The organism is Pseudomonas asuensis (assembly GCF_014646755.1).
GTDB lineage: Bacteria > Pseudomonadota > Gammaproteobacteria > Pseudomonadales > Pseudomonadaceae > Chryseomonas > Chryseomonas asuensis.
Genome location: NZ_BMNW01000022.1, coordinates 1 through 18,860, shown reverse-complemented (window position 1 = coordinate 18,860; position 18,860 = coordinate 1). Strand labels below are relative to the sequence as shown.

Annotated in this window: 17 protein-coding genes and 3 pseudogenes; 19 read left to right on the top strand and 1 reads right to left on the bottom strand. The window is 50.9% G+C overall.

Translation table 11 applies throughout. The annotated features are described in order from the left end of the window. The 19 genes and pseudogenes from IEX86_RS23515 to IEX86_RS23425 form a co-directional block, all read left to right on the top strand. Nucleotides 1–207, top strand: a 207-nt coding sequence (locus IEX86_RS23515; protein WP_188868600.1) for a transposase, incomplete at its 5' end; no start/stop codon positions are given. 707 nt (nucleotides 208–914) lie between these two features. Further along, nucleotides 915–1,649: pseudogene (locus tag IEX86_RS23510) on the top strand (IS5 family transposase); the annotation flags it as partial. Next, entirely contained in the window at nucleotides 1,649–2,575 is a 927-nt protein-coding gene (locus IEX86_RS23505; RefSeq protein WP_188868599.1) for a hypothetical protein, read from the top strand. The pseudogene IEX86_RS23510 and the gene IEX86_RS23505, both read left to right, overlap by 1 nt. A 149-nt stretch (nucleotides 2,576–2,724) precedes the next feature. Beyond that, on the top strand, nucleotides 2,725–3,180 hold the full coding sequence (locus IEX86_RS23500) for a hypothetical protein (protein ID WP_188868598.1): 456 nt from the start codon (nucleotides 2,725–2,727) through the stop codon (nucleotides 3,178–3,180). Nucleotides 3,181–3,201: 21 nt separating this feature from the next. Next, nucleotides 3,202–3,387: pseudogene (locus IEX86_RS23495) on the top strand (transposase); the annotation flags it as partial. Between the two features lie 89 nt (nucleotides 3,388–3,476). Further along, nucleotides 3,477–3,719 carry a hypothetical protein gene (locus tag IEX86_RS23490; RefSeq protein WP_188868597.1) on the top strand — a complete coding sequence of 81 codons (243 nt, stop codon included), beginning with the start codon at nucleotides 3,477–3,479 and terminating at the stop codon, nucleotides 3,717–3,719. A 452-nt stretch (nucleotides 3,720–4,171) separates the two neighbouring features. Further along, nucleotides 4,172–5,353 carry a hypothetical protein gene (locus IEX86_RS23485; protein ID WP_188868596.1) on the top strand — a complete coding sequence of 394 codons (1,182 nt, stop codon included), beginning with the start codon at nucleotides 4,172–4,174 and terminating at the stop codon, nucleotides 5,351–5,353. Beyond that, nucleotides 5,341–7,440: a type III secretion system export apparatus subunit SctV gene (gene sctV, locus IEX86_RS23480; RefSeq protein WP_188868595.1), complete on the top strand. Its 2,100-nt coding sequence runs from the start codon at nucleotides 5,341–5,343 to the stop codon at nucleotides 7,438–7,440. Before IEX86_RS23485 ends, sctV begins: the two co-directional genes overlap by 13 nt. Nucleotides 7,441–7,456: 16 nt before the next feature. Then, nucleotides 7,457–8,410, top strand: a complete 954-nt coding sequence (locus tag IEX86_RS23475; protein WP_188868594.1) for an FHA domain-containing protein — start codon at nucleotides 7,457–7,459, stop codon at nucleotides 8,408–8,410. Beyond that, nucleotides 8,407–9,756, top strand: coding sequence for a FliI/YscN family ATPase (locus tag IEX86_RS23470; RefSeq protein WP_188868593.1), 1,350 nt, complete (start codon nucleotides 8,407–8,409; stop codon nucleotides 9,754–9,756). The genes IEX86_RS23475 and IEX86_RS23470 overlap by 4 nt, the downstream gene beginning before the upstream one ends. A 2-nt stretch (nucleotides 9,757–9,758) precedes the next feature. Next, the gene (locus IEX86_RS23465) at nucleotides 9,759–10,205 is read left to right on the top strand and encodes a YscO family type III secretion system apparatus protein (RefSeq protein ID WP_188868592.1); all 447 of its coding nucleotides are present in this window, start codon (nucleotides 9,759–9,761) and stop codon (nucleotides 10,203–10,205) included. Beyond that, nucleotides 10,195–10,737 (top strand): type III secretion system HrpP C-terminal domain-containing protein, encoded by a 543-nt coding sequence (locus tag IEX86_RS23460; RefSeq protein WP_188868591.1) that lies wholly within the window; start codon nucleotides 10,195–10,197, stop codon nucleotides 10,735–10,737. The genes IEX86_RS23465 and IEX86_RS23460 overlap by 11 nt, the downstream gene beginning before the upstream one ends. Beyond that, nucleotides 10,734–11,453 carry a type III secretion system protein gene (locus IEX86_RS23455; protein WP_188868590.1) on the top strand — a complete coding sequence of 240 codons (720 nt, stop codon included), beginning with the start codon at nucleotides 10,734–10,736 and terminating at the stop codon, nucleotides 11,451–11,453. The genes IEX86_RS23460 and IEX86_RS23455 overlap by 4 nt, the downstream gene beginning before the upstream one ends. Beyond that, nucleotides 11,440–11,850: a FliM/FliN family flagellar motor switch protein gene (locus IEX86_RS23450; protein WP_188868589.1), complete on the top strand. Its 411-nt coding sequence runs from the start codon at nucleotides 11,440–11,442 to the stop codon at nucleotides 11,848–11,850. The genes IEX86_RS23455 and IEX86_RS23450 overlap by 14 nt, the downstream gene beginning before the upstream one ends. Further along, complete coding sequence (gene sctR, locus IEX86_RS23445; protein WP_188868588.1) at nucleotides 11,847–12,500, top strand: type III secretion system export apparatus subunit SctR; 654 nt, start codon at nucleotides 11,847–11,849, stop codon at nucleotides 12,498–12,500. Before IEX86_RS23450 ends, sctR begins: the two co-directional genes overlap by 4 nt. A gap of 7 nt (nucleotides 12,501–12,507) precedes the next feature. Further along, complete coding sequence (sctS, locus tag IEX86_RS23440) at nucleotides 12,508–12,774, top strand: type III secretion system export apparatus subunit SctS (RefSeq protein WP_188868587.1); 267 nt, start codon at nucleotides 12,508–12,510, stop codon at nucleotides 12,772–12,774. Continuing rightward, nucleotides 12,775–13,566: a type III secretion system export apparatus subunit SctT gene (sctT, locus tag IEX86_RS23435; protein WP_188868586.1), complete on the top strand. Its 792-nt coding sequence runs from the start codon at nucleotides 12,775–12,777 to the stop codon at nucleotides 13,564–13,566. A 2-nt stretch (nucleotides 13,567–13,568) separates the two neighbouring features. Next, nucleotides 13,569–14,648: a type III secretion system export apparatus subunit SctU gene (sctU, locus tag IEX86_RS23430; RefSeq protein WP_188868585.1), complete on the top strand. Its 1,080-nt coding sequence runs from the start codon at nucleotides 13,569–13,571 to the stop codon at nucleotides 14,646–14,648. A 104-nt stretch (nucleotides 14,649–14,752) separates the two neighbouring features. Next, nucleotides 14,753–15,591: pseudogene (locus tag IEX86_RS23425) on the top strand (IS5 family transposase). Between the two features lie 147 nt (nucleotides 15,592–15,738). On the opposite strand, the gene IEX86_RS23420 reads toward IEX86_RS23425, so the two are convergent. Next, complete coding sequence (locus IEX86_RS23420; protein ID WP_188868584.1) at nucleotides 15,739–17,805, bottom strand: hypothetical protein; 2,067 nt, start codon at nucleotides 17,803–17,805, stop codon at nucleotides 15,739–15,741. Between the last annotated feature and the right edge of the window lie 1,055 nt (nucleotides 17,806–18,860).

Genomic DNA, 18,860 nt, shown 5'->3' with positions numbered 1-18,860 from the left:
CATCGGCGCCCTAGGACAGGCTTGCCCAGACTGTTTGACCGCCCCGCCTATCGTAAGCGCAATGTTATCGAACGGCTCTTTAGCTGGCTTAATGAGCATCGCCGGATAGCCACCCGTTTCGAGAAACTTACCAGTAGCTTCGAGGCTATGATTTCTCTAGCCTGTGTACGGATTTGCTTGAGAAAATCTTTTTCAGACAGAGCCTAGGGAACCGATATTTCATATAAACCACCAACTGTTGCTCTTACCACTGACATTTCTTACCCTTGGCCTGCTGTCTACGCTCATTGATGAGGTTTTGGTAGCGGCTCTAAGTATAGGTGATTTCAATGACACCAATAATAAAGTCCTCATACGTTTTTATAGGTTTATTCAAACCTTTTCAGAATGCTCAGGCATTTCATGGAAAACCTTATGGTAGCTATGTCATGAGTAACTCAGACAGCACCCGAGAAGCTTTTGCCTTAAATCACGGCCCAATACTCAAGGATTTAGGCTATGATTCACAAATGATAAACTGTTTAGCTAGTCGCCCAGCTTACCAAAGAAATTTTATTTTAGCTCATGGACGAACGCTTAAGATGCTAGGTTATGATACATATGCAATTACCAATTTTGCGCGACAATCCTGCCAGTCTAATCAGACGTAGTTGAATTTTTAATGGGTTCCACTTCACTTTCTCGGGCGGTTTCCAAAAGATAAGAATTTGAAATTTCTAAAGCTGCATGCGGAACCGCTCGATCTATACAGACAGACAGACAGACAGACAGATTGCTTGCGCTTCATTGGAGCTCATTAATAGAGTTCAACAAGGTTTTGAGTATCTACCCACCCTCTAGGGAAAATCTGAAAAAGTCCCTCTGACTCTGGCAGACTACCTGGATTCAACCGCTGAGATTTCTCATGAAGCATGATGACCTTCGCCGACGCTGAGTACGCGGGTAAACGCAAGCAGACGCGTAGGGAACTGCTCTTGATTGAGATGGGTCAAGTGGTGTCCTGGAGCGGCTTGATTGCCCTGATCGAGCCGCATTACCCCAAGGGTAAGGGTGGACGTCCGGCCTATCCTTTGCAGGCGATGCTGCGGGTCCATCTGTTGCAAAACTGGTTTGGTTATAGCGATCCGGCGATGGAGGAAGCGCTGTACGAGACCCCTCTCCTACGTCAATTCGCCGGTCTGAATCTGGAGCGCCTTCCCGATGAAACCATGATCCTAAACTTCCGACGCCTGCTGGAGAAACGCCAGTTGGCCGTAGGGATTTTGCAGGTCGTCAACGGTTACCTACAGGGCAAGGGTCTATCGTTGCGCCAGGGCACGATCGTGGATGCAACGATCATTCATGCCCCCAGTTCGACCAAGAATAAGGAGGGCAGGCGCGACCCTGAAATGCACCAGACTAAAAAGGGTAACCAGTACTACTTCGGGATGAAGGCGCACATCGGCACCGATGTGGAGTCTGGCCTGGTGCATCATGTTCATGGTACTGCGGCTAATATGGCGGACCTCACACAGGTCGCTGAGCTGCTGCACGGCGAGGAAAATGCGGTGTACGCCGATGCCAGCTATACCGGCGTCGAGAAGCGTGATGAGCATGCTGATCGACCAGTGATCTGGCAGATTGCGGCGCGGCGCAGCACGTACCGGCGTTGGCGCCCTTTATCGACATCGAAAAATATGACGCCATTTTCTCCCCACATAAGTCAGATCAACTTTTTGTAAGTGCTTCGCTGGATTTTCGCATTGCCAAAGATCATATAAGAAACAAAGGGATGATGTCGGACATATGGCGTTATGCCTTTCCTGTGGCGCGTCTACGAGAAAATTTATCGGCCCAAGTATTCTACTCAGATTTTGACACAGCTGACTACGCACGTCGGGCTGACCTCAACTTCGACAAAGAAAGAGCAGTTGACAAGCAGAAAGCAAAGTTAAACAAAATTAAGCAGGGCCTTCTTGAATTAGGGCCAGAGGGCGGCGTTTACAGTGACGGTATGGATTGCTTCGGTGTTACTGGAGAGAAGGGCTTGAGCATTTTAGAGGCGGTGCTCCACAAAGCGACATTTAACGTTTATCGGGCAATTTTGCCTGACGTACTTGACCCTCAGAAAGTTGATGCGCATTTAAATAAGATAATTAACGACACCCCCGTACAAGAGCTTGATAGATCGCTATCTATGTTCTTGATTAATCAGCGGTCAAAGCCTGATCCAGAGTTATTGAAAGCTGATTCACTCGTGTCAGCCGATACTCTAACTGAGACGCCTTTTGTAAGAAGTAAGAGGGCCAAAGAATTATTCGACAGAAAATCAATAGAAGAAATCCAAGCCATTGAGGCGACAAAAGCCATTAACGAACTGCTGACCGTAAGAACGGATATTGATGGGCAGGAAATCATTTCTCACCTATCTAATCAACATATTGAACATTCAACTTCCCTCAAGAAATCGACAGAAGAGATAGAGGAAAAAGTTGGTGATACTAAGAACTTCTCCAGCTGGGCAAAATCGCGTTACGAACAAGCTTGTCGAGACAGATTAATTAATGGGGTACGTGAATTTTTCTTGTTCTTATAAACAAAGCAGCCTGAGTTTTATAAAAAAGCACCGTACGTGTAGCGGAAAAACCTGCTGAAGATAAGCTTTCGAAATTAAACGACATGTTTAGGGAAGATTTAAACTCAATGCTCTCTTCGATACCGGAGACTATTGACGAGAATAAAGTCTTGAAAACTCTCATTAATAAAATGGAAAGCTACTATAATGATTTAAAAATAATAGACGCTTGCAAGAATGAGAGTGATTTAAGTGCAAGTGTGACAAAAGCTATCAGAGAGGCTTCGGACGTAACTGGCCGTTTCGCGACAAATTTATATTTTTCTAATTTAAGAGCAGGCATCAGCAATGACAGCAAATCATCCAAAGCGGGCCGCCGGGTGACATTGGCAGAAGTTAAAAAACTTCCTCAAGAAGCAATTGCCATTATTGGGCAGGATCGAACTCAGGCGCTGTGGGAGTCAAAAATACTTACTGCCATGACAACGGGCCCCCGAGTGTGGGCGACATTCCGCGGCGAAATGGTGCCGCCGCCTCAAAGCCGTGACCGTCACACCTTAAAGCATGATTTGTTCGGCTCAGATCGAGAGAAAATCAAGGCGACGTCCGATGGATCTTGGATGTGATTACTTGCGGTTGGGTGAGTCCGCAAGCACACCAAGCCGCGCCGCGTAAACCAATACGAGGTGTGGTGTGCGGCACTGTACCTGCTGCGTACGGGCTGCCAGTGGTGCGCCCTGCTGAGTGACTTTCCGAAGTAGAGAACCGTTTACGCCTACTTTGCCAAGTGGAGTGAACCGGACGATGAGGGTGTCAGCCTGCTGGAGCGGGCATGAAAAAAATCAGATTGGCGAGGCTCGCGAGAAATGAACTGACCCCAAAAAGTTGAACACAACCTTTGGGGGTCAGTTCAGGATTCTATTTGCCACAAGCCCATGCCGGACAGATTGTTGAGCTGCGCGAACGCTGTTTGCAAAACGAACAGAAATTGGGCTGGGACGAACGTGGCGCCATCCTGACTTTATTGGGTAGCGCCGAACGCGCACTCCACCTAGTACAGCGTATCACTGAAGAAAGTTTGTCCGTTTCACGAAAACTAGGACATGGCGATGAGACGCGGACCGCTGACCATGCACCACCCGGCATGCTTGCCAAGCCTCTTTAAGGTCAGCAGCAGTGCATTCGATGAGCGCCATTAACTATAAAGCTGGAAAGGAAAAAGGCAGGGCTTAGCACAGCGATGCCGACCTGTCGAAACGGCCCAGCAGGGACGTAAAGCTGAGTCTGTAAAGCGCTGTCTGTATAGCTGATTAAGGGGGCGTATAAACGTGGCCCTTTCTGGCATACCGTAAATCAGTCGCGATGCTTCCATTGCTTCTTTTGATGGCCTCGATGCAAGCCATTGTCGTGGCGGCGACCCTCGTAACGATGACCGCCGCTGCGATGATCGTCCGAGTCACCCTTGCTACCGAGCGCAGAGGCAAGCGGCTCCAAGCATGGGGACGTCAACCACTCGCATGGTCCGCTGCACCATCCCTGGTAGCACTACTAAGGGGCAATGGAACTCGTAGGTCTGTCGCACCACTCAGGGTACAAGACTCTGTCCAGAAGTGCGCCATGAAGATTGTTCCGTCGATCACACCTCATACCCCGCATCTGCCGCCATCCGTGCCGGCGCAGTCGCGCGTCACTTCGCCTGTTGTCCTACGTCCGAGCACTGTATCAGCAGATGACAATGGCCGGACGTCAACCGAAGCCAATGCTGCGCTGTCTCAAGATGAGCAAACGACCAGTCGACGTGAATATGCAGCCCTGATCAATGGACTTCAGTCGCAGGCAACTCAGTCCTTGGAGCGAACCCAACATCTGGTCGCTCAATACCGAAGACGTCTGGACGCAAATACGCGTGACTTGCGCCGGCAACTTAAGAACAGCCAATCACAAAAGCAAGATCCCAAAGAAACCCTACAGTTAATTCTCGAAAGCTGTGAGGGGGACGTAGCAGTTGCTCATCAAAGACTGCAATACGCACTAAAACAGATAGGAAATGAACAGGCTCATAACGAAGGCAAAGAGAGCGAGTTGTCGTTTTTAAAGGAACAGGCCAAGCTGCTACGTCAGGAATACGGTAAACCCGTTCGCTCGCCTTCTACTACTACCTTGATAAGAGGCCTAATAAGAGGCCATGGACTTTCGCGCACCAAAGATCAGCAGAAAATAAGCAGGTCGAAGACGTTATATAGCGCTATGGTTGATGACCCGCTCAATATTATTGGACTGGTCGATGCGTTGCTTGGTGAGCTGCGGGAGCAAGGCCAGTTCGACCTCTCTTTGAAGGAAATGCGCTCCGAGATGGCGGCAAACATAGCGGAAGTAGTCTCTTCCAGTACATCTCAGAAAGCGCGCCCCTTGATGAATGGTCTTACAACCGCACGGTACGTAGCCGCCCTGCTGCATGAGTGTGAACACATACTGGGCCACATGTACGGTAAGAACCCGCAATTAAAAAAAGTGGCGCCTATAGCGCTATTAAAGCACCTGCTGACGCTGACCGGTACGTTAATGAAGCCCGATCAAACATTAACACTGGTCAAGCTCATCGGCGGAGACCAACTGCCACACCAATTGGCATTTCTCAATGCATTGAGAAACTTGCTGCTTTACCGGCTCCCCCAAACGCTCTGGAGTTCCAAGAAAGATTTCTACAGCGTGAAGGACAATCTGCTAGCCCTTAGCACCGAACTGACGAACGAGGAGCAAAAGCTTGCTCAGGAGAAACTTGCCTTATGCAATCTGTAATTAACTTCCTGAATGCTATTGCCCTGGCTGCCATGCGCCGTTCGGAAGTCGTCGGTGCGTTCGTAGTGATCGCCATCGTATTTATGATGATCACACCTATGCCCACTGCATTGGTAGATATCCTGATTGCCATCAACATTTGTATTGCCTGCCTGCTGATCATGTTGGCCATGCATCTACCCCGGCCATTGGCGTTCTCGACGTTTCCGGCAGTACTGCTTCTCACCACAATGTTTCGTCTGGCCCTTTCGATTTCGACCACTCGCCTGATTCTGCTCGATCAGGACGCTGGGCACATCGTAGAAGCCTTTGGGCAATTCGTGGTGGGGGGCAACTTAGCTGTAGGTATGGTGATTTTCCTCATCCTCACGGTTGTGAATTTTCTGGTCATCACCAAAGGTTCTGAGCGAGTCGCCGAAGTAGGCGCGCGCTTTACTCTGGATGCAATGCCAGGCAAGCAGATGTCCATCGACAGCGACCTACGGGCAAACCTCATTACCGTTCATGAAGCGCGTACCAGGCGCGCTGAACTTGGCCGAGAGAGTCAACTGTTCGGTGCCATGGACGGAGCGATGAAATTCGTCAATGGCGATGCCATTGCAGGGCTCATCATCGTAGCTATCAACATGATAGGCGGTATCACCATCGGTGTAATACAGCACGGGATGGCTGCCGGCGATGCACTGCAATTGTATACAGTGCTTACCATCGGCGATGGATTGATTGCGCAGATTCCGGCTCTGCTGATTTCTGTAACCTGCGGTATTATTATTACGCGGGTTCCCAATGGGGACGCAGCGGTCCCTAGCAACATCGGCCGCGAAATCGCCGAGCAGATTACAAGCCAGCCCAAGGCCTGGATCATTGCATCGGTTGCCATGCTTGGCTTTGCCGCCCTCCCTGGCATGCCGACAACTGTTTTTATCGTCATTGCGATTATTTGCGGCTGCGGCGGCATGTTGCAGCTGTACCGTGCTCGTCCTGAGACGAACCTGGGGCAGGCAGAGATCGTAGCGCCAGAAATGAACGGCAGTGAAGATCTGCGAACTTTTTTGCCAAGCCGTCAATTCGTACTGCAGTTCCATCCGAATCAGGACCAAGCGTGTATAGATGCGCTGGTGAGCGAAATACGTCAGAGACGAAATCGGCTGGTAGTTCAGTACGGACTGACCTTGCCATCTTTCATTATTGAATTCTCATCGCAACTAGCGCCGGATGAGTTTAGATTCTCCGTCTATGAGGTCCCTATGCTTAGGGCCACGTTCACTCAAAGTCATGTGGCAGTGGATGCACAGGTTTTCGCACAGCAAGCTCCGCAACAGGCAATCTCTGGAACCGTAGATCGACAGGAAGCACAGTGGGTCTGGATGCCAGCTGACACTCCCGAGCTGCAAGGAGAAACTGTCGAAACATTAAGTGCAAAGACATTGATCGTGGAACGGATGGAGCGCGCCCTGCATGCTTGTGGGCCACAGTTCATTGGTCTACAGGAAGCCAAGGCGATTCTTGGCTGGCTGGAATCCGAACAACCTGAAGTCGCTCAAGAAATGCAGCGGGCTGTACCACTTGCGCGCTTTGCCGCGGTCTTGCAGCGACTCGCCTCTGAATGCGTACCGTTGCGCTCGGTACGGGTCATTGCCGAGACACTCATCGAGCACGGCCAGTATGAACGCGAGACAACAGCACTTACCGATTATGTCCGCATAGCTCTGAAATCTCAGCTCTACCATCAGTATGCCGGTGTAGAGGGCTTACTGGTCTGGCTGCTGACCCCTGAAAGCGAAAATATCCTTAGGGACGGCCTGCGTCAGACCCAGACCGAAACATTCTTTGCACTAAGCAATGAAATTAGCCAATTGCTGGTGCAGCAGCTCCACCTCGCCTTCCCGCTTAGAACACAGGAACAGGCCGTACTGCTAGTCGCCCAGGATCTACGCAGTCCTTTGCGAACCCTGTTGCAGGAGGAGTTCTACCATGTGCCGGTCATGTCATTTGCTGAAATCGGAGCGACTGCCCAGGTAAAGGTTATGGGGCGCTTCGAGTTGGAAGACGACATGTTAGCCCTAGACAATGAATACGCAGCCTGAGCAAAGGAGGCCTGAAATGTTCGAATTGCGGGTGCTAACCGGGTTGCATCAAGGAGCCGCACTGCCCTTGGTTGGCGAGCAGTGGCTGATTGGATCGAACGATGATCTGGACCTAGCACTGCATGATATAGGTGTTGAGCCACAGCATTGCCGGCTGCAACGAGAGGACGATCGCTGGATTCTAACTTCTGAAGAAGGCGCCGTTCTTGACGATGAGGGCCATACGCATCCGCTGACGGCAGTCCATCCCAATAGTCCTTTTGTGCTGGGCTCGGTCTGGCTCTCGATTTCCCCCGCCGGCGAAGCATGGCCGATGGTACCCGCGTCCGTTCAAGACGCTACTTCACACGCTGCCACGGATCAGTCGTCGGAAGGCTCTCAGGACCGCACGCCTACACGAAAGGGTGTCTCCCTGTTTAGCCGCTCTGGAACCGTCATCATTGGCATTCTATTGGGTGTGGTCGGAAGTGCCTGGAGCTTATCCCAGACAGGGACATCCTCAAGGGTGCCAGCCGAGCGCTTTGAAAAGAACGAGCAAGTCCAGGCGAAACCTGAACTGACAAAACCCGGTATTCAACGCATCCGATTAAGTGCCGAAGAGACACGGCTCCGCCTCAAGACGATGCTCAGTGACCGTCTGCTCAGTGATATTACCGTCGAGCAGATGGCACATGGGCTGGTCTTGCGCGGCAATCTTCAGGATGAGATGCGCCCGGTCTATCAGCGCATGCTACAGCGTTTCGATGAGCAATATGAGAGTTCCGCGGCGCTTGTTGACCAAGTTTCCGTAGGCGGCACAACACTACCCTTTGTCATCGTTCAGATCATGTCTGGACCCCAGGCTCATCTCGTTACAGCACAGGGCAAGCGCCTATATGTAGGCGATGAACTGGACGGCCTACGCCTTACCCGTATCGATGACGGGCGGGTTGTGTTCGACGGAGAACGGCACTACGAGGTGGTCTGGTGAATACGGCTCTACAGGATTGGACGTCAAGACAGGCTGCTCGCTTGGCCCATTACTCGGCTGTACGCATCAGTGGGCGGGTCAGTGCTGTCAGCGGTATCTTGTTGGAGTGCCAGATTCCAGCGGCCAAGGTAGGCGATCTGTGCGAAGTCAGTAAAGCGGATGGCAGCACGATTCTTGCCGAGATTGTAGGCTTTACCCGTGACTGCACACTGCTTAGCGCACTGGGCACACCGGATGGCATTCAGGTAGGCGCTACTATCCGTCCTTTGGGTATGGCCCATCGCATTGGCGTTGACGAGCACTTGCTGGGCTGTGTGCTCGATGGCTTTGGTCGTCCACTGCTGGCGGGCTCTGCCGGTGCGTTTGCTGGTCCTTTTGATAGTCGCCAGACCATGCCGGTAATTGCCGATGCTCTGCCGCCGACTCAACGGCCGCGTATCACCAATGCCCTGCCTACCGGCATACGGGCTATCGACAGTGCCATCCTATTGGGCGAGGGACAGCGCGTAGGGTTGTTTGCTGGCGCAGGTTGCGGCAAGACTACGCTGATGGCCGAACTGGCACGTAACATGGAGTGTGATGTGATCGTTTTCGGACTGATCGGCGAACGAGGTCGGGAACTGCGCGAGTTTCTCGACCACGAACTGGATGAAACCCTGCGGCGGCGCTCGGTGTTGGTCTGTGCAACCTCAGATCGTTCAAGTATGGAGCGTGCACGCGCTGCCTTTACCGCCACAGCCATTGCGGAAGCCTATCGCGCCAGAGGTCTGAAAGTATTGCTCTTACTCGACTCACTCACCCGCTTTGCCCGAGCCCAGCGCGAAATCGGTATTGCCGCCGGTGAGCCCCTGGGCCGTGGCGGCCTGCCTCCCTCGGTATATACCCTGCTGCCTCGACTTGTGGAGCGCGCTGGGATGAGCGAGACGGGCTCTATCACCGCGCTCTACACGGTACTGATCGAGCAGGATTCCATGAACGACCCCGTGGCGGATGAAGTAAGGTCACTGCTGGACGGCCACATCGTGCTCTCCCGTAAGCTGGCTGAGCGGGGGCATTACCCGGCTATCGATGTTCAGGCCAGCATTAGCCGAATCCTGAGCAATGTTACCAGCCGCGAACATCAGCAGGCCAATAACCGCTTGCGCAGGCTTATGGCGGCGTATCGGCAGGTAGAGATGCTACTACGCCTTGGAGAATACCAACCAGGGGGCGATCCGGTTACCGATTGTGCAGTAGAGCTGAACGAGCCGATCAATCGCTTTTTGCAGCAGGATCTACGTGAGCCGGTGCCTCTGGAAGAAACCCTTAATGCCCTGATGCGCCTTACCGCGCAACTGCCGGAGTAGACATGGATAGCGAACTAGAAGTCGATCCACAACGGGCTGCCCTGGAAGAAGTGATCAGCATTCTGATGCCCTTGCGCCAACACCGCCAGGCACGGGCCGAGCGCCAGCAACGCAACGCGCTGGGTGAGCTAAAAAGTAACAATGAACGTTTGACCGAGACGCGCGTAGCACTGTGGGATGAACGCAACCGGCAAGTCGAAAGCCGCCAGACGCTCGCAGTCGAACACGTCAATCAATCTCTTACACTTGGCGATGTCGACCGCTGGCACGATCAGGAACGCAGCATGCTCGATCAACTGTCGCGGTTGCGCCAGGGCGTGCAACATCAAACACTCGTCGTCAAGGAATGCGAACAAACACTGCAACTTGCTCAACAAGGAGCCAGAGCCGCCCAGCGCGCCGTAGAGAAATTATCTTGTCTAGCTGAGGCCATAAACGATGAAGTCTGAAACTCGGATTCCTTCACAAGCCAAACCCATACCTACGTCTTTGCCCACGGCTGCACCTACTAAGGAAGCACCGCTTTCAGCGGCGGCCAGCCGCCGAAGCGAAGGGGAACGTTTGCGCAGTTCCTGCCTTGGGCGCGAGCCTGAGGCCGCTCTCAGCGCCGATGGTCTGCTCTTTTTTCAATTGATCCAGCCGGTCGGCGAAGACGGTAATCACCAAGACCTAGGAAGCAGCGGAGGTATCACGTTACCGATTCAAAGCGAAGAGATGCCAACGCAACTGATCGACGAGCTGGTACAACGGCTGGCCAAAGATCCTCTTGCCTCATTAAACGTGACGTTGCTGATGCCTAACTTGGGTAAAGTGCAGGTAAGAGCTAGCAAACGTGATGACCGCTGGAGTGTTGAGCTAGGCTTTTCTCGCCAGGATGTTTTTAAGCGTCTCCAGCCACGGGAAAATGCCTGTGAATCAGCGTTGGCTAACGCCTTGGGCCAGCCGGTGGAGCTTTCGATGCTGAACGAGGCACAGGCATGAAGAGGCTCACGCTACAACCGATCACGGCTGCATTTGCCCAGGCGAGCCGGAAACTGGGAACAGGTGTCACTCTTCCCTTTGCAGTTAGAGGCATACCAGGTGAGCTCCAGTTAGAGGCTACACAGGCAGGCGAAGGTCACGATCAGGGTATCTGGTTTGGCAGCGCCGCGGGCCCTTTTAAGCTGAGTGACGCCAGTGCCGTATTAAGTCTTCTGGGCGAGAGCCCTGTGATCGTCAAAGGCGAAACGCAAGCCTGGTATTGGCAGTTCATTAGCCAACACTTAAGCCCGGCGATAGCAGAAGGGTTAGCACCTCTTGAACCTTGGTGTGCAGAGCCGCCTCAAGGTCTGCTCATACACTGCCGCCTCAGGGTACAAGTGGGCAACAATCAGGTGCATGCCTATTGGAGCGCTTCTCCTGAAACCTTGTTGCAGTGGTTGGACACTCCTAGTTGGCAATACCATCGCAATCCACTGCCCGCTATGTTTGAGCTGACGTTTCCACTAGTGCTTGGGCGAATGACCCTGACCGCTGCGCAGCTTGAATCGCTACGCCCCGGTGACGTGCTATTACCGACTGAATGCCTGTTCAATAGCGAGGGCTATGGTCATCTGGTATTGGCGGACCGCCGCTGGCTTGGCCATACGCAGTGCAGCGATCGACATCTTTCCCTGACCTTAAGCCATGAGGAGGACAGCCATCATGAGCAGTACTGACCATTACACCGAGGCGGAGCTTGACGAGCCAGCAACCCTAGAGTCAGATGAATCATACGAAAGGGAACTCGATGAAGAGCAAGACGATTTCGAAGACTCTGCCGAAATCAACGACAGCGCCATCACTGCCTTGGAAGATGAGTCGCACGTATATCGATCAGATGAACTTGAGTCTTTAGAGCGCCTCCCGTTGGAGCTCTCCCTGCGTTGTGGACGCTTGACCCTGAGCCTGGATGCGCTGCAACGGCTAGGCAGCGGTACGGTGCTTGAGGTAGGTGGCATTGCACCCGGCCAAGCTACTTTATGCTATGGCGAGCAGGTAGTGGCAGAAGGTGAATTAGTGGACGTGGACGGCCGCCTGGGCCTGCAGATCACACGGACGGCATCGAAACCATGATAATGGAAGGGGTGAATCCCGTTCTGCTAGCGCTCTTTCTTGGTGGCCTATCGCTGATTCCTTTTCTGCTGATCGTCTGTACCGCCTTTCTCAAGATCTCCATGACCTTGTTGATCACACGTAATGCCATCGGTGTACAACAGGTACCTCCCAATATGGCGGTATATGGCATTGCCCTTGCCGCAACGATGTTTGTTATGGCGCCAGTCGCTCACGACATCCAGCAAAGGGTCAAGGCGAACCCGTTGGATATCTCGTCCACAGAAAAACTGCAAGCCACTGCCAGCGGCGTGATTGATCCGCTGCAAGGCTTCATGACTCGCAATACCGATCCGGATGTCTCAGCCCATCTACTTGAGAATACCCAGAGGATGTGGCCCAAGGATCTCGCCGACCAAGCCACCAAGAATGACTTGCTGCTTGCCATTCCAGCCTTTGTGCTTTCGGAGCTTCAGGCAGGGTTTCAGATAGGCTTTCTTATCTACATCCCGTTTATCGTGATCGATCTTATCGTTTCCAATCTCCTGCTCGCCCTTGGGATGCAGATGGTTTCGCCAATGACGATCTCCCTGCCACTCAAGCTGCTGTTATTCGTGCTGGTAAACGGTTGGACCCGTCTGCTCGACAGCCTCTTCTATTCCTACATGTGAGGCGGTCATGGAAGCGTTAGCGCTGTTCAAACAAGGCATGATTCTGGTAGTAATCCTGACGGCCCCTCCCCTGGCTGTAGCGGTGCTGGTCGGAGTGGTCACGTCACTGCTCCAGGCGCTGATGCAGATTCAGGACCAAACCCTGCCCTTTGGCATCAAGCTGGCCTCGGTAGGTATTACCCTGGCGATGACTGGTCGCTGGATTGGCGTCGAACTAATTCAGTTCATCAATATGGCCTTTGACCTGATTGCTCGATCCGGTGGTGCCCACTAGATGCCATTTGACGCACAGCACCTCTTCGAGCTGATGCTCGGAATAGGCCTGGGCATGGCTCGTCTACTGCCGTGCATGATTCTGGTTCCGGCCTTTTGTTTCAAATACCTGAAAGGCCCCTTGCGTTATGCTGTGGTGATTGTAGTGGCGATAGTACCCGCCCCCTCAATCAGCCAGGCACTTAGTGGACAAGAAAACCTTATTGCCATGGCAGGGCTCCTGATCAAGGAAGGGGTACTCGGCACGCTTCTGGGTCTGCTGCTTTATGCGCCCTTCTGGATGTTTGCCTCGGTAGGAGCCCTGCTCGATAGCCAGCGCGGTGCGCTTAGTGGCGGCCAGATCAATCCGGCGCTTGGGCCGGATGCAACACCTCTGGGCGAACTCTTCCAGGAAACACTAATCATGCTAGTGATCCTGTCTGGAGGGCTATCACTGATTACCCAGGTTATCTGGGATAGTTACCTTATTTGGCAGCCTACAGAATGGATGCCTAGCATGACGATTGACGGGCTCCACATTTTTCTCGAACAACTCAATCAGACGCTACAGCATATGATGCTATATGCCGCTCCCTTCATAGGCCTGCTGCTGCTCATCGAGGCGGCGCTTGCCATTATTGGTTTGTATGCGCAACAGCTAAACGTCTCGATCCTGGCGATGCCGGCCAAGAGTATGGCGGGGATCGCCTTTCTGCTCGTTTACCTACCTACGCTGTTGGAACTGGGGAGTGGACAAATCGAAGGGCTCAAGGATCTTAAAACCTTGCTTGGTCACCTAGTACAGGTACCTTAGTCATGGGCGAGAAGACAGAAAAAGCAACACCCAAACAGCTACAGGACGCACGCGAGAAAGGTCAGGTCGCTCAAAGTCAGGATCTGGGCAAGCTGTTGGTGCTCATGGTGGTCAGCGAGATAACGCTAGGTCTGGCCGATGAAAGCATGGAACGGCTGCAGCACCTGTTAGGGCTGGCACTGATAGCCACCGGACAGCCTTTCCTGACCATGGTGGGCCAGGTAGCCTATGAAGGACTTACTGTCCTGATAGGTTTCGTACTTTGTAGCGTAGGCGTAGCGGTGCTTATGAGTTTGGTGGGTAGTTGGTCGCAGATAGGTTTTTTGTTTGCCCCCAAAGCACTCGCCTTTGACATCAAGAAAATTGACCCTTTCTCCCATGCCAAGCAGATGTTTTCTGGTCAGAACCTGACCAACCTACTGTTGAGTATCCTCAAAGCTATCGTTATTGCAGCTACCCTTTATATTGTAGTTAAACCTGAGCTGGGTACGCTGATATTGCTGGCCAATTCAGATCTAACCACTTATTGGCATGCGTTGCTTGAACTCTTTCATCACATTCTACGCGCGACGTTAGGCTTGTTATTGATAATGGCAGGGCTGGATTTCGCGCTGCAGAAATACTTTCATGCCAAGAAGCTCCGAATGAGTCATGAGGATATCAAGAACGAATACAAGCAATCTGAAGGTGATCCTCATGTCAAAGGACACCGTAAACAGCTTGCCCATGAACTACTGAACCAAGCACCCTCCGCACCGCCCAAGCGTATTGAAGAGGCTGATCTGCTGGTAGTCAATCCAACGCATTTTGCAGTCGCCCTCTACTACCGTCCTGGCGAGACTCCGCTACCACGCATCCATTGCAAGGGCGAGAATGATGAAGCCCTAGATTTAATCGCTCGCGCCAAGAAAGCCAAGATTCCTGTGGTGCAAAGCATCTGGCTTGCCCGCACACTTTATAAGGTCGGTACAGGCCGTTACATCCCGCGCCCTACGTTGATGGCCGTTGCTCATATCTATCAGATCGTAAAGCAATTGGATGAAGTTACTGATGACGTCATTCAAGTACGAGATGAACCGTAGGTAAGTGCTACATCATCTTTACCGAGCGCTGACATAATTTTTTACGTTCTGTCTGGAAAAGCGATTTGCTAGGCTGTCCTGTCTTTTCCGGACGGAGAACAGAGATGACGGGACGCTACGAGTTGGATGATCGATCATGGGAGCTGATTAGCGATCTGGTTTCTCACAGGCAGCAGCGGGGGCGGCATCGCAAGGATGATCGCCTGATGCTTAATGGCATCTTTTGGGTACTATGTTCAGGAGCTAAGTGGCGCGATTTACCCGACCACTTCGGAGCCTGGCAAACGGTCTACCACCGTTTCCGTACCTGGCGAGACCGCTCTTTATTTACGGCCCTGCTCAAACGGCTTCATTTAACTCTGAGGCAGGACGGTCGTATTGACCTAAACACCTGGATGGTTGATTCAAGCTCCATCCGTGCAACGCATGCGGCTTCGGGTGCCGCAAAAAAAGGGGTAACCAAGCGCTGGGACGTAGTCGCGGTGGCCTGACCAGCAAGCTCCATCTCGCCTGCGACACACAAGGCATTCCCTTAAACTTTACTGTTTCGCCTGGGCATCACGCTGATAGCCGTTACTTTACAAGTGTACTGGATAAGGTTTGTCTGATATCTCCGCTAGATCGACCTATCAAGCGGTGCCGTACGGTTCTGGCAGATAAAGCATATGACAGCGAGGCGCTACGCAAGTATTGCGATCGCTTCAGAATCAAGCCCATCATCCCGTTACGTCAGATGCATCGTCGCCCCAGAACAGGACTGCCCAGACTTTTTGACCGACCGGCCTATTGCAAACGCAATGCTATTGAAAGGCTCTTTAGCTGGCTTAAGGAGCATCGCTGGATAGACACCCGTTTCGAGAAGCTCACCCGCAGCTTTGAAGCCATGATTTCCTTGGCTTGCATACGGATTTTCTTGAGAAAATATTTTTCAGACAGAACGTAGAAAGTGATGCTAGAAGTTATACGTTGGTGTTGGAAAGGCATTAGATGATACGCGGAAGAATGCCCCAAAGTGTGGGGGCATTCTTTTGGGATTATTATCAGGATTTGCTAGTAGCAAGTCTGCTCTGTGAAACGCAAATACACTTATCTACTGACTACCAGCGCGCAGGCGCCTAGTCAATCCAGTCGACTCTTGATGGCCTGTTGCGCTTGCCACTGCATCACCTTTTTTAAGCGATGAAAAAGCTGCTTCAAGAATCAACTTGTATTTACTATCTGAATCTTTGCTATTTTGAGAAACTTGGCTTTCTAATTCATTAATCTGGGTTTGCATTCGTTCTCTCAGCTGTTTCGCAGTTTCAGAGGCCGCTGAAGGTTTTTCCTGCACCACATCCTTTGCCGCAGCCTTATCGTACAGATCTACTACGTCCTGGAAATAACGCTGTATGTTTTCTTTAGATTTTTCTTGCAAGCCATCGATAAGCGGATTCAGATCTGCAGGGGCGCGCGCTGCGGCTTGGTCAAGCTGGGTGGCTAAACCAGCGACTTCAGTTTTCAATGCAACGTGTACCTCTCGGAGGAATAGTTTCGCGTCGTCCCGGAAAGAATCATGCCTTTCAAGTTCTCCCATTATAAAGGGAGAAATCTCCTTGAATATCTTATCCATTGCTGCAATTACACTCTGCTTATGAATCCTTGCCATATCGTTGACAATTAAATTTATATATTGATCTATACGCTCCTTATAAGCTTCTTTAGACCAATTAGGAAACTTTATCGAAGCGGTGAAGCGACTTCCAAGTGCCTTATTTTTGACAAAATCGAAACCATGGTTAGTACAAATTACAATCATCGGCATTGCATTTGGGCGAATTCTCAACCTTTCAACCGCCGGGTATTCAGATGGGTCAATCGTTAATGCTTGCTTGAGCTCTTCCATCAAATGCAGATGGTTGGGAGGATCACCGTCATCCTTAAACTTCACTTCATCTATAAGGATTATTTCGTTAAGACTATCAGCATCTGTAAGACGCCCCTTGTGGGGTTCTGGAATTACCTCCAAATCAGGGTCTTGATACGTACCAAATTTTGTCTGCGTTTTTTTCACTCCAGTGTGTATCAGAAAGTCTTCAATCGACATCTTCACCACGCGGGCGTTAAGGAAATTCTTACCTGCCTGGTTTGTAACCCAAGTTTTTCCTGTAGAAGGAGGCCCATCAAAAAAGGCTACGACTGGTCCAACTTGTGGATTAACTGTCGAATAGCGGGCCAACGTGAATAGCGAATCAAGTTTATCTGTAAGTTCTTTATTCAGGAAGCTTTTAGTTAATTTATCTTGGGCGCTCTGAATTTTTTCAGCTTTTACAGGGTCGCCATTAATACCTAGCTGGTAAGTATCCTTCATAGCAACCGGATAAGATAAATGTAAGTAAATACGATCGAATAATTTCTTAATATGATTATAGTCAGGAGGAAAAGCAGATCGCCCAATACCATCAATTTGACCGCGTAATTCTTCAAATGCACTATCGAATCGCTCACGGCGATCATCAGGCAACATAACGCGTAATGGCTCGACTTTTTCACTCATCCGGCGAAATGCCGTCTGTTTAATTTTAGCTTGATGATCAGCCCCCTGTTGTGGTAACACCAATGCCTTCAACAAGGCGCTGATAGGTTCTCCCATACGGGTCAGTGCCCCCGTAACCGCCTGGGTAAGTACCAAATTATTTGCCACACCGCCCGCGGCCGCCGCTGTCGTTAAATAGCTGGCCAAATCCTTTTGCACTTGCGGGTCAGAAAATAGATTGGAAATGTGCTTGCTAAGCCAATTAGGATTATCAGCGTTAGCAAGTAGCGAGGCCGCATACGCAGATCTTGAAAGAATACTAGTAGATACAAAATAAATAGCAGCTGTAACTACAACACTAGATGCAAATTGTGCTCCAAATTCTAAACCTTCTTTTTTTCCAAGTTCCATTAGCCAATTTGACTTTGTACTCGTATCATTCCAAATCGAATCGAATACTTTCTTGTTGCGTTCAAAATTCGTGAGCTTTAATGAGGCAGAACAAGAAGGAGAAGAAGGCCTGGATGGTGACACGCTTTGAGAGTCTGAATTACTGCCATGAGCTGCTTCTATATCACGTAGTGCTTGGCTAGGTATTGCTCCGTAGCTATATACGTTAACAGGAAGAATCGAACGATTAGACATATGAAGATAACTCTTTTAATAAAATTTTGAATACACCAAGCCGGATTAGTGGTTATCCTCAGGCTTCGGTTCCATCTATTTTAAGAGCAATTATATATTCAAAAAGAATCTATTTCAGACATTTGCTTCGAAGATGGATTAATTCGAACTAAGGTGTTAGCTTCTTTTTAACCGCTCTGTAGCCCCTCATAATATCTGACTGTAAAACAAATAAGTTAGAGAGGCGGTTTAGATAGCTAGTAATAGCAATCCAGTTTTTTCAGAAAAAGCCTAGTGTCAAATTAATTTTTAGTTGGAGTGTATAGGCAACACCCTACTTTCTATTCTTATCTCTTGAGCAAGATATATGTGGTAACCAACTATGTCAAAATAGCTAACCGAGAGTTTTCACGACCCATGGTGGGATATGTTACTACTCACCGGAAGCGTGGTAAGTGCTAGCCAACCGCTTAGTTGAAGGTTTGGCTAGCAAAGTCAAGACAGTTTGTAATGTTTAAATTGTGCCACAGCTTGTCCGCCGTATCATCGCATGTGCCTAAGTGTAGGTCCCGGAAGAAGGGGTTGGGGTCGGTTAAAAAGAGCTGTGGCTGTTTATGCTATTGCTGGAGGATAAAGCCAATAGGGATTTGGCCTTTCAATGAGCATAACGGAATCGCGCTGTTATAGGCATGGAGGTAGGCCTTTATATGATCCTGCAGCTGTTTAAGCGAGGCGTAGTGAAAGGCCTTGGTGGTGGCCTGCCTGATCATGCAGTTTATAGGCTCGACCTATCCTTTGATCAAAGGATGGGAGGGCTTAAAACCGATGCTCTATGCCGTGCCGATCTTCTTGGCAAACTGGATGCCGTTGTCGGTCAAAATCCTATACACCTCATAGGGTAGCGTCTTGAGCGTAGCCCCAGGAAGCCAACTGCATTGCTCCGATCCTGAATGGACAGAGTAAGGCTCTAGGTGTTTGGTCCCAGGGAGAAAGGGTTTATGGTATAGACCTCTATCGGAGGAGGATCCATGGCTCAAGTTCTACACAAACGCGCCACGACCACGCACGCCATCCGA

Bases quoted from the DNA above. Each gene is read 5' to 3' on its own strand.
- sctT (WP_188868586.1), top strand. From the start codon at position 12,775: ATGCCATTTGACGCACAGCACCTCTTCGAGCTGATGCTCGGAATAGGC.
- sctR (WP_188868588.1), top strand. From the start codon at position 11,847: ATGATAATGGAAGGGGTGAATCCCGTTCTGCTAGCGCTCTTTCTTGGT.
- IEX86_RS23465 (WP_188868592.1), top strand. From the start codon at position 9,759: ATGGATAGCGAACTAGAAGTCGATCCACAACGGGCTGCCCTGGAAGAA.
- sctU (WP_188868585.1), top strand. From the start codon at position 13,569: ATGGGCGAGAAGACAGAAAAAGCAACACCCAAACAGCTACAGGACGCA.
- IEX86_RS23460 (WP_188868591.1), top strand. From the start codon at position 10,195: ATGAAGTCTGAAACTCGGATTCCTTCACAAGCCAAACCCATACCTACG.
- IEX86_RS23420 (WP_188868584.1), bottom strand. From the start codon at position 17,805: ATGTCTAATCGTTCGATTCTTCCTGTTAACGTATATAGCTACGGAGCA.
- IEX86_RS23450 (WP_188868589.1), top strand. From the start codon at position 11,440: ATGAGCAGTACTGACCATTACACCGAGGCGGAGCTTGACGAGCCAGCA.
- sctS (WP_188868587.1), top strand. From the start codon at position 12,508: ATGGAAGCGTTAGCGCTGTTCAAACAAGGCATGATTCTGGTAGTAATC.
- IEX86_RS23485 (WP_188868596.1), top strand. From the start codon at position 4,172: ATGAAGATTGTTCCGTCGATCACACCTCATACCCCGCATCTGCCGCCA.
- sctV (WP_188868595.1), top strand. From the start codon at position 5,341: ATGCAATCTGTAATTAACTTCCTGAATGCTATTGCCCTGGCTGCCATG.
- IEX86_RS23455 (WP_188868590.1), top strand. From the start codon at position 10,734: ATGAAGAGGCTCACGCTACAACCGATCACGGCTGCATTTGCCCAGGCG.
- IEX86_RS23475 (WP_188868594.1), top strand. From the start codon at position 7,457: ATGTTCGAATTGCGGGTGCTAACCGGGTTGCATCAAGGAGCCGCACTG.